Origin of the sequence: Streptomyces sp. KL116D (assembly GCF_030766975.1) — a bacterium.
In the GTDB taxonomy this organism is placed as follows: Bacteria; Actinomycetota; Actinomycetes; order Streptomycetales; family Streptomycetaceae; genus Streptomyces; species Streptomyces longispororuber_A.
On record NZ_JASERH010000136.1, the window covers coordinates 487,508 to 500,803 of the forward strand.

Consider the following 13,296-nt stretch of genomic DNA (forward strand, 5'->3'; position numbering starts at 1 on the left):
GTTCAGATGGCGTGGTCCAGGCCGTCGGTGGGCGAGGCCGGGACGGGCGGGACGGTCGGCTTGGGCTCGAAGGAGAGCGTGCCGTGGTTGATGGGGAAGCTGGTCGGCATGGTGCCGGTGGCCCGCGCGTAGGCGCAGGCGACCGCGGCCATGGCGGCGGCGACCCCCAACTCCCCCGCGCCACCCGGCCTTTCGCTGCTGCTCGGCATGATGACGATGTCGAGTTCGGGCGGGGTGTTCCACTGCCGGGTGTAGAAGTAGTTGTCCCAGCTGGCTTCGAGGAAGGCGCCGTCGCGCAGGTGGAGGCTCGCGGTGAGGGTCTGGGCGATGCCGTCCATGAGACAGCCCATCATCTGGGCCTCCAGGCCGCGGGGGTTGACGGCCAGGCCCACGTCCACGGCGCACACCGCCTTGGTCACGCGCGGTCCGGCGACGCCGTCGCGGATCGGCCGGTTCACGGTCTCCGGGCGGCAGTCGATCTCCACGAGGACCGCGTTGGCGGAGTGGTACTCGGTGTGCACGGCGATGCCCTGCGCCGTGCCGGCCGGCATCGCGCGGCCCCAGTTGCCCAGGTCGGCGACCTTGTCCAGGACCGCACGGGCCCGCTCGTCGCCCAGCGCGTCGTGCCGGAAGCGGACCGGGTCCTTGCCCATGTTCGCGGCGAGCCGGTCGACGATCAGCTCTCGGGCGCAGGTGACGTCAGGTGAGTAGACGTTGCGCATGCTGCCCGTGTTGAAGCCCTTGTCGGTCTCGTTGAGCACGCGGCTGTACACGCCGAAGTCGTACGGCATCGACTGGGAGAGCTGGAAGAACGTCTCCGAGAAGCCGATGTCGCCTACGGGAAGTTTCGCGGCGATCGCCGTGATGATCTCGCCGAAGCCGTGGCTCAGGTCGGTGGCGACGCTGGTGTGCCGCTGTTTGTAGCCGAGCACCGTGCCGCCCAGGTAGGAGGCCCGTACCCGCGAGGTGGCCATGGGGTGCGCGCGCCCTTGGCGGGCGTCGTCCGCGCGGTGCCACATGAGTTTGACGGGCTTGCCCATCTTCTGGGAGGTCTCGGCGGCCTCCCGCGCCGCGTCGAAGAACAGTTTGCGACCGAAGGAGCCGCCGCTCTCCGTGACGTGCACGGTGACCGCGCCGACCGGGAGGCCCAGCTGGGCGGCGATGGTCTGCTTCGCGACGATCGGCGACTTGAGGCCGGACCAGATCTCGGCGCGGTCCGAACGGACGTCCGCGATGGCGCAGTTGGGCTCGAGAGCGCTGTTGCCCCGGAAGTGGAAGGTGAAGGTCTCCTCCACGGTCGGCGTCACCGAGGGCAGGCCCATGGACGGTTCGGCGGCCTTCAGTTCGTCCAGGACGGTCCGGTCGGACTTGCCGGCGGCCGTGCCGGGCCGCCACGCGACGTTCAGGGCCCGTACGGCGTCGATGCACTGGCCGAACGTCCGCGCCCGGACCGCCACGCCGGTGGAGATCACCACGGCGTCGGTGACACCCGGCATCGTGCGGACGGCATCCAGGTTGGCCACCGACGCGACCTTGCCGTTGATGGTGGGCGGCCGGCACACCATGGTCGGCAGCGCGTCGGGGACGGCGAGGTCCATGGCGAACTTCTTGCGGCCGGTGACGGCGGCGAGCGCGTCGACCCGGTTCCGTGGCGTGCCGATGACGGTGAAGCGGTCGGCCGGCTTGAGTGCGACGGTGACTGCTTCGGTCGTGACGGCCGCGGCCTTCCGCGCGAGGCCACCGATGCCGATGCTCTCTCCGGCGGCGCCGATCACTTCTCCGGCCTTGATCGTCAACGTGGAGACGGCCACGCCGAGTTCGGTCGCGGCCGCCTCCAGCAGGCGGCCGCGCGCGACGGCGGCGGCGACCCTGACCGGCGTGTACGTGGAGATGGTGGTGTTCGATGCGCCGGTGAGCTGGTTGAAGAGGAGTTCGGGGCGTGCGTCGGCGAGCGTGACCCGCACCCGGTCCAGCGGGACGTCCAGCTCCTCGGCGATCAGCATCGCCGTCGAGGTGGTGATGCCCTGGCCCACTTCCGCGCGGGGCAGCGCGAAGGACACCGTGCCGTCGGTGTTGACCTGGACCGTGATCAGGGCAGAGGTGGGCGCCGCGGCCAGGGTCATGGCGTCGTTGAGGTCGACGATCTCGGTGATCTCCGTCGTCGGGATGCCGGGTCCCGAGGCGGTGTCGGCGGCGGTCGCTGCCGGGGCCGGGGCGAGTTCGGCGGCGGCCATCAGCGTCGGTGCCGCGAGGACGTAGCCGAGGAACCGGCGTCTGCCCAGAGCGGGTTCCGGTGGTGGTGGCTGGGGGTTTCGGTCGGTCGTCCCACTGCTGCGCGGTCTCATAGGCGTGTCCCGTGTGTACGGCTCGGCCCCGGGTGGTGGCCGGCGGTCCGGTTGCTGCGGGGTGGCGGGCGGCGGGGCGGTTCGAGCGGTCACCGTCCCAGCCGCCCGCCCGTCGGGGGGCTGTCGGAGCCGAACCGGCCGTTCAGGAGGGCCGGTTCATGTCCGGGATGTTGATGGCTATGGGCTTTCCTTCGGCGAGGAAGAGCAGGACGAACTGGCGGATGGCCTCCTCCAGCGTCCACACCACCGAGGGGATGCCGGGGAGCGGGATCAGTCCCTCCCGGAAGGCCACCAGCAGCGGCCAGGCGGTCGCGATCAGCGGCTTGAGGATCGGCTCCCTGGACAGGCCGATCATGTCGCCCACCTGATCGCTGAGCGTGTACCGGGAGAACGCGCTGATCAGGGGGCGTGTGATGCCGAGGTCGAGTTCTGCCACGATGCCCAGGAGGACGTCGGCCAGTGCCTCTCCTTCGGTGGTGTGCGCCAGGATCGGGTCGAGGACCTGCTTCGACTGGGCGTTGGCCGCGTCCCACGTGGCGGGAATGTACTCGGCCTTGACGCCGAGCATCGCCGCGCTGACCTGCCACACGTGCAGATAGGCGTCCGCGTCCGCGGTGGAGACCTTCACTCCCCACTCTTTTAGCTTGCGCATGACAAACGTGGCCAGGCTGTGCCAGGTGACCAGGATGTCGGCCTGGCTGATCGGGATCTTCTGACCGCCGCTGACGCGCGTCCAGTCCGGGGACTGCGGGAGCAGGTGCCGCACCGCCGCGTGCACCAGCCGCGTCTTGACGGCGGTCACGACCATCGAGCCCTGCGGCTTGTAGGCGTACACGTCGCCGATGTCGTAGCCGAGCCGGGCGGTCTTGGCGATGCGGTCCTTCATGTCCGCGCCGCCCTTGGAGTAGTACACGGCGCGCGACTCACGTGGGATGGCGGTGCTCATGAGGCCGCTGCCGAGGCCGTAGAGCGCGCCGACGTAGATGCCCTTGGTCTTGCTGAACTGGGAGGCCCGGTCGAGCTTCGTCGTGTCCGCCCATGAGGGCAGCTGCCGGGCGTGCTCCATGAACTCCCGCAGGTCAGCGGGGAGTCCGTCGGGCAGCGCCTGGTCGTTGCGCGTCCACTGCTTCAGCGCCGCGTTGGCCTTGGCCACCTCGCCGCGCTCGATGACGGCGGCGAGGACCGGGTCGGCCTCCTCGTCCCACACCCACTCGGGGTCGACGCCGGCGCCCTGTCCCGCCACCGACCCGCTGGGCGACCACGTCCACAGGGACCGGGCGGCGGCGGGCGACGCCGCGCTCAGCGCTCCGAAGGCTCCGAACGCTCCGCCGGCCAGCAGCATGTTCCGCCTGCTGAGCCTGCCGTTGAGCTGATCCATCCTGGACATCCTTTCAGCGTGCACTCGGCCGGTTGGTGTCGGGAATCGTGAGTTCCGTGCCTTTCCCCTTGGTGAGGAAGAGGAGGATGTACTGACGCGCCGCCTCGTCGACCGTCCAGGCGAGCGGCGGCACCAGCGGGAGCTTGATGAGCCCCTCGCGGAAGGCGACCAGCTTCGGCCACACGGTCTCGATGGTCCGGTGCCAGAACGGCTCCGCGGGAATGCCGTCCATGTCGGCGACCCGGTCGCCGACCAGGTAGCGGGCGAGGGCGTTGACGAGCGGTCGGTCGACACCACCGGGGCTGGTCTGCTCGGCGAGCTGGCCGAGCAGGATGTCGGTCAGCTCGACGCCTTCCTTCGTGGACCGGAGGATCGGGTCGAGGACCTGCTTCGACTGGGCGTTGGCGGCGTCCCAGGTGGCGGGGATGTACTCGTCGCGCACGCCCAGCATGTGCGCGGTCACCTGCCACACGTGCAGATAGGCCTCGGAGTCGGCGGAGGTGACCGGCACCTTCCACTCCAGGAGCTTCTGCATCGCGTACGTGGCGAGACTGTGCCAGGTCACCAGGATGTCGGCCTGGCTGATCGGGATCTTCTGGCCGTCGCTGACCTGCGTCCACGCCGGGGACTGCGGCAGCAGGTGCCGCACCGCCGCGTGCACCATCCGCGTCTTGACGGCCTGTACGGCACAGTCGCCGCCGTCCCGGTAGGCGTCCAGGTCACCGACGGCGAAGCCGAGGATACTCGTCTTGGCGACGCGGTCCTCCATGTCGGCGCCGCCCTTGGAGTAGTACACCGAGCGGGCTTCCCGGGGGATGGCGGTGCTGAGCATGCCGCCGCCGATCCCGTTGAGCACGTTCAGGTAGAAGCCGCGCGACTCGTTGAACTTGGCGGCCCTCTCCAGCTTGTCCCGGTCGGCCCAGGACGGCAGGCGGCGCGCCGCGTCCATGAACTCCCGTACGTCCTGCGGGAGTCCGGCGGGCGGTGCCTGATCGTTCCGGGTCCAGGCGTGCAGCCCCTCGTTCACCTTGGCGACGTCGCCCCGGTCGATCACGGAGGCGATCAGCCGGTCGGCCTCGTCGTCCCAGACCCATTCCGGGTCGGCGCCCGCCCCCGCACCGGCGACGGAGCCGCTCGGCGACCACGTCCACACGGAGCGCGCACTGGCCGGCGACGCCGCGCTCAGCGCGCCGACGGCTCCCAGCGCACCTCCTGCCAGCAACATTTTCCGCCTACTCAACCCGTCCATTGCTCTGAACTCCTCCTAGAGTTCGATGGATCTGCTCGTCCTGCAGTCGCTTTGGTACGGTGAAACACATCGAGCTTCTCTGTATCACCAGGGGAGCACAGTCACCCCATGAACGCCAGAGGCTTCACGGAATCAGGGAGGCACTTGTGGAACCTGTCCTGTCCGAGCCGGTGGGAGCTTCCGGCCCTCCCTCCGTCCTGGAGCTCGCCTTCAGCGACGCCGCCGCCGACTCCGCGGACATGGACGACGAGGTGTCCGTGCGCCTCCTCGACGCCGCGTACGAGCAGTTCTGCCGCATGGGCATCAAACGCTCGACCATGGCGGACGTGGCGAAGCTCGCGGGAGTCTCGCGCATCACCGTCTACCGCCGCTTCGCCACGAAGGAGGCCCTGGTCGAGCAGGTCGTACGGCGTGAGTTCCGGCGCTACTTCGACCAGTTCGCCGTCGAGGTCCAGGCCGCCGGGACCGTCGCCGAGCGGGTCGTCGTGGGCTTCGTGAGCTCCCTGCGCGCCATCCGGCACAACCGGCTCATCGGCGGTCTGATGACCGTCGAGCCGGAGGTCGTCGTGCCGTCGATGACCGGCGACGGGGGCCGCACCCTGTTCGTGGTGCAGCAGTTCGTCGCCGAGCGGCTGCGGCAGGAGCAGCGGGCCGGCCATGTGGGCGCCGACGTGGACGTGGACGTGGTGGCCGAGATGATGGTCCGCGTCTGTACGTCGTTCCTGGTCGTGCCGAGCCAGGTCATCGACCTCGACGACGACGAGCGGATGCGCACGGTGGCCCGGCAGTTCCTGGTGCCGATGCTCGGGCCACCGTGCGCGGACCCGCGTCACGCGTAGTGCTCACCCCGTTCGGCCCTGGCGACGAGCGACGCGGGCGGATCGAAGCGCCGTCCGTAACGCTCCGTCAGTTCCCGTGCCCTGGTGACGAATCCGGGCAGTCCCCCGGGATAGCCGTTGATGTACTGCAGTACGCCACCGGTCCAGGACGGGAAGCCGATGCCCAGGATCGAGCCGACGTTCGCGTCGGGCACCGAGCGCAGCACCCCCTCGTCCAGGCAGCGCACGGTGTCCACGGCCTCGGCGAACAGCATCCGCTCCTTCATGTCCTCGAAGGGGATGCGCCGGCCCGGCACGGTGAAGTGCTCGTACAGGCCGGGCCACAGGCCGGTGCGCCTGCCGTCCTCGCCGTAGGCGTAGAACCCGGCTCCCGACGACCGTCCGCCGCGCCCGAACTCGTCGATCATGCGGTCCACGACGGGTTCCGAGCCGTGCGGGTGCCACGTGCCGCCCTCGGCGAGCGTCGCCGCCCTGGTCTCCTCGCGGATCCGGCGCGGCAGGGTCAGGGTCAATTCGTCGAGGAGTTGGAGGGGCGGTGCGGGGTAGCCCGCCTGGGAGCCCGCCTGTTCGATGGAGGCCGGGTTGAGCCCTTCGCCGAGCATCGCGACCGCCTCGTCGATGAACTTCGAGATGACCCGGCTGGTGAAGAAGCCCCGGCTGTCGCCCACCACGATCGGCGTCTTGCCGATCTGGCGCGCGATGTCGACGGCCTTCGCCACCGTCGCCTCGCCGGTCCGCTCCCCCGCGATGATCTCCAGGAGCGGCATCCTGTCGACGGGCGAGAAGAAGTGCAGACCGATGAAGTCCGCCGGCCGCTCGACGCCCTCGGCGAGCGAAGTGATCGGCAGCGTCGAGGTGTTGGAGGCGAGCACCGCGTCCGGTGCGACGACGCCCTGGATCTCGGCGAACACCTTCTGCTTGAGGCCGGGGTCCTCGAAGACGGCCTCGATGACCAGGTCGCAGCCGGCGAGGTCCTGAGGATCGGCGGTCGGCAGGATGCGCGCGAGGATCGCGTCGGCCTTCTCCTGTCCGATCCGACCTCGGGCGACGGCCTTGGCGAGGATCCGCTCGGAGTACTCCTTGCCCTTCCGGGCGGCCTCGTACGTGACGTCCTTGAGTACGACGGTCAGGCCGCCGCGGGCGCACGCGTAGGCGATCCCGGCTCCCATCATGCCCGCGCCCAGCACGCCGGCCTTGCGCGCGGTGTGGCGCGGGTGGCCGGCCGGGCGGCTGCCGCCGGAGTCGATGTGCTGCATGTCGTAGAAGAAGGCCTGCATCATGTTCGTCGAGACCTGGCCCGTCATCAGCTCGACGAGATACCCGGTCTCGACCTTGAACCCGGCGTCGATGTGAAGCTGGGCGCTCTCCACGGCCGCGGCGAGGATGTTGCGCGGCGCGGGCAGGTTCGCGCCCTTGAGCTGCTTGCGCAGGGTCGCGGCGTACGCGGGCAGGCTCGCGGCGACCTTCGGATGCGAGGGGGCTCCTCCGGGCATCCGGTAGCCCTTGGCGTCCCAGGGCTGTACGGCATCAGGATGGTCCAGCACCCAGCGCCTGGCCTTGTCCACCAACTCCTCGGGTGTGTCGACGAGTTCGTGCACCAGACCCTTCGCGACCGCATCCTTCGGTTTGTACTGCTGCCCCGTCAGCAGGACGTCCGTCAGCGCGTCCTGGAGGCCCAGCAGGCGTACGGTCCGGCTGACGCCGCCCGCGCCGGGCAGCAGTCCCAAGGTCACCTCCGGCAGGCCGATCCGGCTGCCGGGGGTGTCCAGGGCGATGCGGTGATGGCAGGCCAGCGCGACCTCGTAGCCGCCGCCGAGCGCCGTGCCGTTCATCGCGGCGGCGACCGGCTTGCCGAGGGTCTCCAGGCGGCGCAGCTGGTCCTTCAAGGTCACGCACAGCTCGGTGAGCGCCTCGGCGTTCTCCGGCCGGGCCCGGCTCATGAAGCCGATGTCGCCGCCGGCGAAGAAGCTCTTCTTGGCCGAGGTGAGGACGACGCCCGCGATGCCGTCGCGCTCCGCCTCCAGGCGGGCGACGGTGGCCTCCATCGAGTCGACGTACGTCTGGTTCATCGTGTTCACGGAGCTGTCCGGGTCGTCCATCGTCAGCACGACGACCCCGTCGCAGTCCTGCTCCCAGCGGATCATGTTCGTCTTCGGCATCGGTACGGCGTTCCTTTCGGCAGGTGTGCGCCGGTCGGGGGGATGTGCGCTTCAGTGCTCGGTGAGGGGCGTCGTCACGGGCCCTCTCAGCGGCGTCCTCACAGGCGTTCGATGACGGTGGCGATGCCCATGCCGCCGCCGACGCAGAGGCTGACGACGGCGCGGCGGGCCGAGCGGCGCTCCAGTTCGTCGACGACCGTGCCGACGAGCATCGCGCCGGTGGCGCCGAGCGGGTGGCCCATGGCGATGGCGCCGCCGTTGACGTTGACCTTCTCCCAGGGCAGGTCGAGGTCCTTGACGTAGCGCAGGACGACGGACGCGAACGCCTCGTTGATCTCGAACAGGTCGATGTCGTCGACGCCCAGCCCTGCCAGGTCGAGCGCCTTGCGGGTCGCCGGAGCCGGCCCGGTGAGCATGATGGTCGGGTCGGCGCCGCTGACCGCGGTGGAGACGATGCGGGCGCGGGGCACGAGGCCGAGCTCGCGGCCCACGCCTTCGCTCCCGATGAGGACGAGGGCCGAACCGTCCACGATGCCGGAGGAGTTGCCCGCGGTGTGCACGTGGTCGATGCGCTCGACCCAGTGGTACTTCTGCAGGGCCACCGCGTCGAAGCCCGCCGTCTCGCCGAGCTCGCCGAAGGACGGGCGCAGTGCGGCGAGGCTCTCGACCGTCGTGTCGGGGCGCGGGTGTTCGTCCTCGGCGAGCACGATCACGCCGTTGCGGTCGCGCACCGGCACGACCGACTTCGCGAAGTGGCCGCCGGTCCAGGCCTTCGCTGCCAGGTGCTGCGAGCGCACCGCGTAGGTGTCGACGTCGTCCCGCGAGAATCCTTCGAGGGTGGCGATCAGATCGGCGCCGATCCCCTGCGGGACGAAGTACGTGTCGAACGCCGTCTCCGGGTCGGCGGCCATCGCCCCGCCGTCGCTGCCCATCGGCACCCGCGACATGGACTCCACGCCGCCCGCGATGACGAGTCGGTCCCAGCCCGAACGGACCTTCTGGGCTGCGGTGTTGACGGCTTCGAGGCCCGAGGCGCAGAACCGGTTGAGCTGCACTCCGGCGACGTGGTCGGGCAGCCCCGCCGTGAGCGCCGCGGTCTTGGCGATGTCCATGCCCTGGTCACCGACCGGGGAGACGACGCCCAGCACGATGTCGTCGTAGCGGGCGGGATCGAGGTCCGGGTGGCGGCGCCCGAGCTCGTCGATCAGGCCGGTCACCAGGGACACCGGCTTGATGTGGTGCAGCGATCCCGTCCGCTTCCCACGGCCGCGCGGCGTGCGGATCGCGTCGTAGATGAATGCTTCGGTGCGTGCTTCGGTCACGGTGACTGCCCTCGCGTCTCGTCGTCGCCTGGCGCATCCAGCGGGGACAGGTAAGGGCATCTATTGGCGCACTGTCAATAGTCGATGGCCGGCTCTACGCTGCTCTATCTACCTTTCAAAGATGGAGAGTTGGCCATTCTCTCCAGGTCAGACGCTAAGCAGCCCGCACTGGGCACCACCTCTATTGACATGACGCCAAGAAGGGGTTCAGTGTGGGCGTCGCTCACGCACCATCCGCCCACGGTTCACGTTGGAGGGAGCCCGCCGTGACCACAGCAGAGCCGCTGCACCAGTCCACCGAAGAGCTGACGATCACCAGGCTGCTGCGCCGCAACGCCGAGGACTTCGGCGCACGGCCGGCACTGACCACCGGCCTCGGTCCGGACGCCGGAACACTGACCTGGACGCAGCTGCGCGCCGAAGTCGCCGCCCTCACCCGGGGGTTCACCCAGCTCGGGCTGCGCCGCGGCGAGCGCGTGCTCATCGCCATGTCGAAGCGCGCCGAGCACTGGGTCACCGACCTCGCGGCGATCCACGTCGGTGCCCTGCCCTGCAGTACGTACGACACTCTGAGCACCGAACAGATCGGTGCGCTGGCCCGGCACAGCGCCGCCACCGTGCTCGTCCTGGAGGGCGCCGAACAGATGCGCCGCTGGGCGCCGGTCCTGGACGACCTGCCGGAGCTGCGCGCCGTCGTCGTCCTCGACTGGTCCGTCGCCCCCGCCAACGATCCGCGCTTCGTGAGCTACGCGGCCGTGCGCAACGCGCTGCCGCCCGACGACGCCGCGTTCGAGCAGCTCACGGACGGTGCGAAGCCGGACCAGCCGCTGGCCCTCGTCTACACGTCGGGCACCACCGGCGACCCGAAGGGCGTGGTGCTGTCCCATCGCAACGTCATCCACGAGTCCCTGATGCAGGATCAGCTCGCGCCCGTCCCCGATCACGCGCGTTCGGTGGCGTACTTGCCGCTGGCGCACATCGCCGAGCGGGTCCTCGGGATCTACCTGCCGATCTGCCACGCGGGGCACGTCACCATCTGCGCCGCCCCCGATCAGCTGCTGCCCACGCTCCGGGCGGTGCGCCCGCACGGCTTCTTCGGGGTGCCACGCGTGTGGGAGAAACTCGCGGCCGGACTGCGGGCGCAGCTCGCCGCGCTTCCGGAGGACCAGGCCACGGCCGTGGAGCAGGCCAGGAAGACCGCGCTCGACGTGTACCGCCGACGCTCGACCGGCCAGGACATCCCTGCCGAACTCGCCGAGCAACACCAGCAGTTCGAGGCATCCGTGCTCCAGCCACTGCGGGCCGCCCTCGGATTCGACGACTGCCGGCGGGCGTTCAGCGGGGCCGCACCGATCTCCACGGCCGTCCTGGAGTTCCTGGCGAGCGTCGGGCTGCCGGTGTACGAGGTGTGGGGGCTGAGCGAGACCACCGGTGCGGCGACGGTCAGCACGCCGGAGGCGTTCGCACTGGGCGGGGTCGGCCGGCCGGGCCCGGGGATCGAGGTCAGGGAGGGTGAGGACGGTGAGCTGTTCGTCCGCGGGCCCGTCGTCTTCTCCGGCTACCTCCAGTCCGACGGCTCCGTGGCCTCCGGCACCGACGCGGACGGCTGGCTGCCCACAGGTGACATCGGCACGGTCGACTCCCGCGGCATCGTCGCCGTCACCGACCGCAAGAAGGAACTGATCATCACCGCAGGCGGGAAGAACATCGCTCCGACGAGGATCGAATCCCTGCTGCGCACGCACCCGTTGATCGCGCATGCCGTCGCGATCGGCGATCGCCGCCGCTACGTCACGGCCCTGCTCGTCCTCGACGAGGAATCGGCCCCCGCATGGGCGAAGGCTGCGGGCCTGGCCACTACCGATCTGGCCGAACTAGCTCTGCACGCGGAGGTGTTGACGGCTATCGACGCCGTGGTCGAGGAGGCCAACGCGGTCCTCTCGCGGGCGGAACAGGTCAAGCGGTACCGCGTCCTCGCCGGGCCGTGGACGGCGGAGACCGGAGAACTCACCCCGAAGCTCAGCCTGCGCCGCCGGGCCATCGACGAACTGCACGCGGCCACCATCGAGTCGCTGTACCCGTAGTCCCGCATCCGCAGTCCCGGCACACGGAGTCCCGGCACACGTAGTCCCGGCACACGGAGTCCCGAGTCCCGATGTAGACATGGGTCCGTCGGACATCCGCGTCCGGCACTTCGCGACCACGGAAGGAACCCTCCCATGGGCACAGAGCGCCAGGCCCAGCGACGCCGCATGGAGCCCGACGCCCGGCGCGCCGAGATCCTCGGCGTGGCCCGCAGACAGTTCGGTGCGGCGAGCTACGCGTCGGTGTCCATCTCGGACATCGCGGCCGAGGCGGGCGTGGCGCGCGCCCTGGTGAACCACTACTTCGGCGGGAAGCGGCAGCTCTACCTGGAGGTGGTGCGGCAGATGATGGTCATCCCCGCCTCGGTCTCGGAGCGGCTGCCCCCCACCACCGCCGAGGAGCGCCTGTCCATCTGCGTGGACCGCTGGCTCGAAGTGGTCGAACGCAACCGGGACATGTGGCTGTCCGCGATCGGCCTGGAGTCCCTCGGCCATGACCCCGAGATCGACCGGATCATGCTCGAGGCCGACGAGATCGCCACCGACCGGATCCTCGAAGCCGCCATGATGACCGACGTCACCGAGGGCCGGGACAAGCTCCGCGCGATCATCCGCGCCCACAGCAGCATGCTCAAGGCCGCGTCCCGCGAGTGGCTGGTCCGGGGCACGCTCAGCCGCAGCGACCTCCACGTCGTCCTCACCCGCACCGTGCTCCACCTTCTGCACACCGTCTTCCCCGCCCTGCGGGACGACTGACCGTCCCTGAGGAGTCACACCGTGTCCCGAAACCTGACCGACGAACGCCGCGACCTGGTGAAGGCGATAGCCGACTTCTGCCGCCGCGAGTGCGGCACGAAGGATCAGCGCGACAAGCTGACGGCCAACGGCACAGAGCATCACAACCAGCAGCTCTACGAGAAGATGGCCGCCCTCGGCTGGCTGGGCATCGCCGTGCCGGAGGAGTACGGCGGCGCGGGACGCGGCATGGTGGACCTCTGCCTGTTCCTTCAGGAGACGTCCTACGGGCGGGCCCCCATCAGCGGCTTCAGCACGACGATCATCTCGGCGGCCGCCTACGAGAAGTTCGGCACCGACGACCAGAAGCGCACCGTCCTCCAGGGCGTGGTCAACGGCCGGGTGGAGGCCATCTCGATGTCCGAGCCGGGCGCGGGCTCGGACGTGGGCGCCCTCACCTGCCGCGCCGAGCGCACCAGCGGCGGCTACCTGGTCAACGGCCAGAAGACCTGGTGCTCCAACGCCCACTTCGCCGATCACATCCTGCTCATCGCCCGTACCGGCCAGGGGAGTTCGAAGCACGAGGGCCTCACCCAGTTCATGGTGCCGGCGGACGCGGCGGGCCTGCAGATCCGGGGCATCGAGACCATGGGCGGCAAGGAGGTCAACGACCTCTACTTCACCGACTGCTTCCTCCCCGACTCGGCGGTGGTCGGCACCCCGGGCAAGGCCTGGACCCAGCTGATGGCCGGACTCAACCTGGAGCGGATGATCCTCGCCGCGCTCATGCTCGGCGTCGCCCAGCGGGCCTTCGACGACACGCTCACCTACGTCCGTGAGCGCGAACAGTTCGGCCGGCCGATCGGCTCGTTCCAGGCGCTTCGGCACCGCATCGCTGACATGGCGACAGAACTGGAGTGCGCCCAGCTGCTGCTGGACGACGTCGCGACGTCCATCGACGCCGAACCCGACCGCGTGTTCGCCCGCGAGGCCTCCATGGCCAAGCTCAAGTGCACCGAACTCGCCAAGCACGTGACCCTGGAGGGCATGCAGATGATGGGCGGCTACGGCTACGCCACCGAGTACGGCATGGAGGCCCTGCTGCGCTCGACGGTCGTGTCCACGGTGTACGGCGGAACGAGCGAGATCCAGCGGGACATCATCGGCAAGACATACGGACTCTAG

9 protein-coding genes are annotated in these 13,296 nt (G+C 69.9%); 4 read left to right on the forward strand and 5 right to left on the reverse strand.

The genetic code is table 11. The features are described from left to right. Positions 1-2 precede the first annotated feature (2 nt). From RBJ77_RS50935 to RBJ77_RS50945, 3 genes are all read right to left on the reverse strand, one after another. Positions 3-2,345 (reverse strand): molybdopterin cofactor-binding domain-containing protein, encoded by a 2,343-nt coding sequence (locus RBJ77_RS50935; RefSeq protein WP_372351175.1) that lies wholly within the window; start codon positions 2,343-2,345, stop codon positions 3-5. Between the two features lie 142 nt (positions 2,346-2,487). Then, on the reverse strand, positions 2,488-3,723 hold the full coding sequence (locus RBJ77_RS50940) for an oxygenase MpaB family protein (protein ID WP_372351176.1): 1,236 nt from the start codon (positions 3,721-3,723) through the stop codon (positions 2,488-2,490). A 13-nt stretch (positions 3,724-3,736) separates the two neighbouring features. Then, a complete protein-coding gene (locus tag RBJ77_RS50945; protein WP_372351177.1) occupies positions 3,737-4,972 on the reverse strand; it encodes an oxygenase MpaB family protein in 1,236 nt (411 codons plus the stop codon). A gap of 146 nt (positions 4,973-5,118) precedes the next feature. On the opposite strand from RBJ77_RS50945, the gene RBJ77_RS50950 reads away from it, so the two are divergent. Beyond that, entirely contained in the window at positions 5,119-5,811 is a 693-nt protein-coding gene (locus RBJ77_RS50950; protein ID WP_372351178.1) for a TetR/AcrR family transcriptional regulator, read from the forward strand. Here RBJ77_RS50950 and RBJ77_RS50955 read toward each other — a convergent pair. Both RBJ77_RS50955 and RBJ77_RS50960 read right to left on the reverse strand, forming a co-directional pair. After that, complete coding sequence (locus RBJ77_RS50955; RefSeq protein WP_372351179.1) at positions 5,802-7,970, reverse strand: 3-hydroxyacyl-CoA dehydrogenase NAD-binding domain-containing protein; 2,169 nt, start codon at positions 7,968-7,970, stop codon at positions 5,802-5,804. The two genes, RBJ77_RS50950 and RBJ77_RS50955, sit on opposite strands and share 10 nt — an antisense overlap. A 98-nt stretch (positions 7,971-8,068) precedes the next feature. Continuing rightward, the gene (locus RBJ77_RS50960) at positions 8,069-9,292 is read right to left on the reverse strand and encodes an acetyl-CoA C-acetyltransferase (protein WP_372351180.1); all 1,224 of its coding nucleotides are present in this window, start codon (positions 9,290-9,292) and stop codon (positions 8,069-8,071) included. A 266-nt stretch (positions 9,293-9,558) separates the two neighbouring features. On the opposite strand from RBJ77_RS50960, the gene RBJ77_RS50965 reads away from it, so the two are divergent. The 3 genes from RBJ77_RS50965 to RBJ77_RS50975 all read left to right on the forward strand — a co-directional run bounded on the left by RBJ77_RS50965 (position 9,559) and on the right by RBJ77_RS50975 (position 13,296). Continuing rightward, entirely contained in the window at positions 9,559-11,376 is a 1,818-nt protein-coding gene (locus tag RBJ77_RS50965) for a long-chain fatty acid--CoA ligase (protein WP_372351181.1), read from the forward strand. Positions 11,377-11,511: 135 nt separating this feature from the next. Further along, entirely contained in the window at positions 11,512-12,132 is a 621-nt protein-coding gene (locus RBJ77_RS50970) for a TetR/AcrR family transcriptional regulator (RefSeq protein ID WP_372351182.1), read from the forward strand. 21 nt (positions 12,133-12,153) lie between these two features. Beyond that, the gene (locus RBJ77_RS50975) at positions 12,154-13,296 is read left to right on the forward strand and encodes an acyl-CoA dehydrogenase family protein (RefSeq protein WP_372351183.1); all 1,143 of its coding nucleotides are present in this window, start codon (positions 12,154-12,156) and stop codon (positions 13,294-13,296) included.

Coding starts and splice junctions, on each gene's coding strand:
- RBJ77_RS50935 (WP_372351175.1), bottom strand. CDS start 2,345: ATGAGACCGCGCAGCAGTGGGACGACCGACCGAAACCCCCAGCCACCA.
- RBJ77_RS50940 (WP_372351176.1), bottom strand. CDS start 3,723: ATGGATCAGCTCAACGGCAGGCTCAGCAGGCGGAACATGCTGCTGGCC.
- RBJ77_RS50945 (WP_372351177.1), bottom strand. CDS start 4,972: ATGGACGGGTTGAGTAGGCGGAAAATGTTGCTGGCAGGAGGTGCGCTG.
- RBJ77_RS50955 (WP_372351179.1), bottom strand. CDS start 7,970: ATGCCGAAGACGAACATGATCCGCTGGGAGCAGGACTGCGACGGGGTC.
- RBJ77_RS50970 (WP_372351182.1), top strand. CDS start 11,512: ATGGGCACAGAGCGCCAGGCCCAGCGACGCCGCATGGAGCCCGACGCC.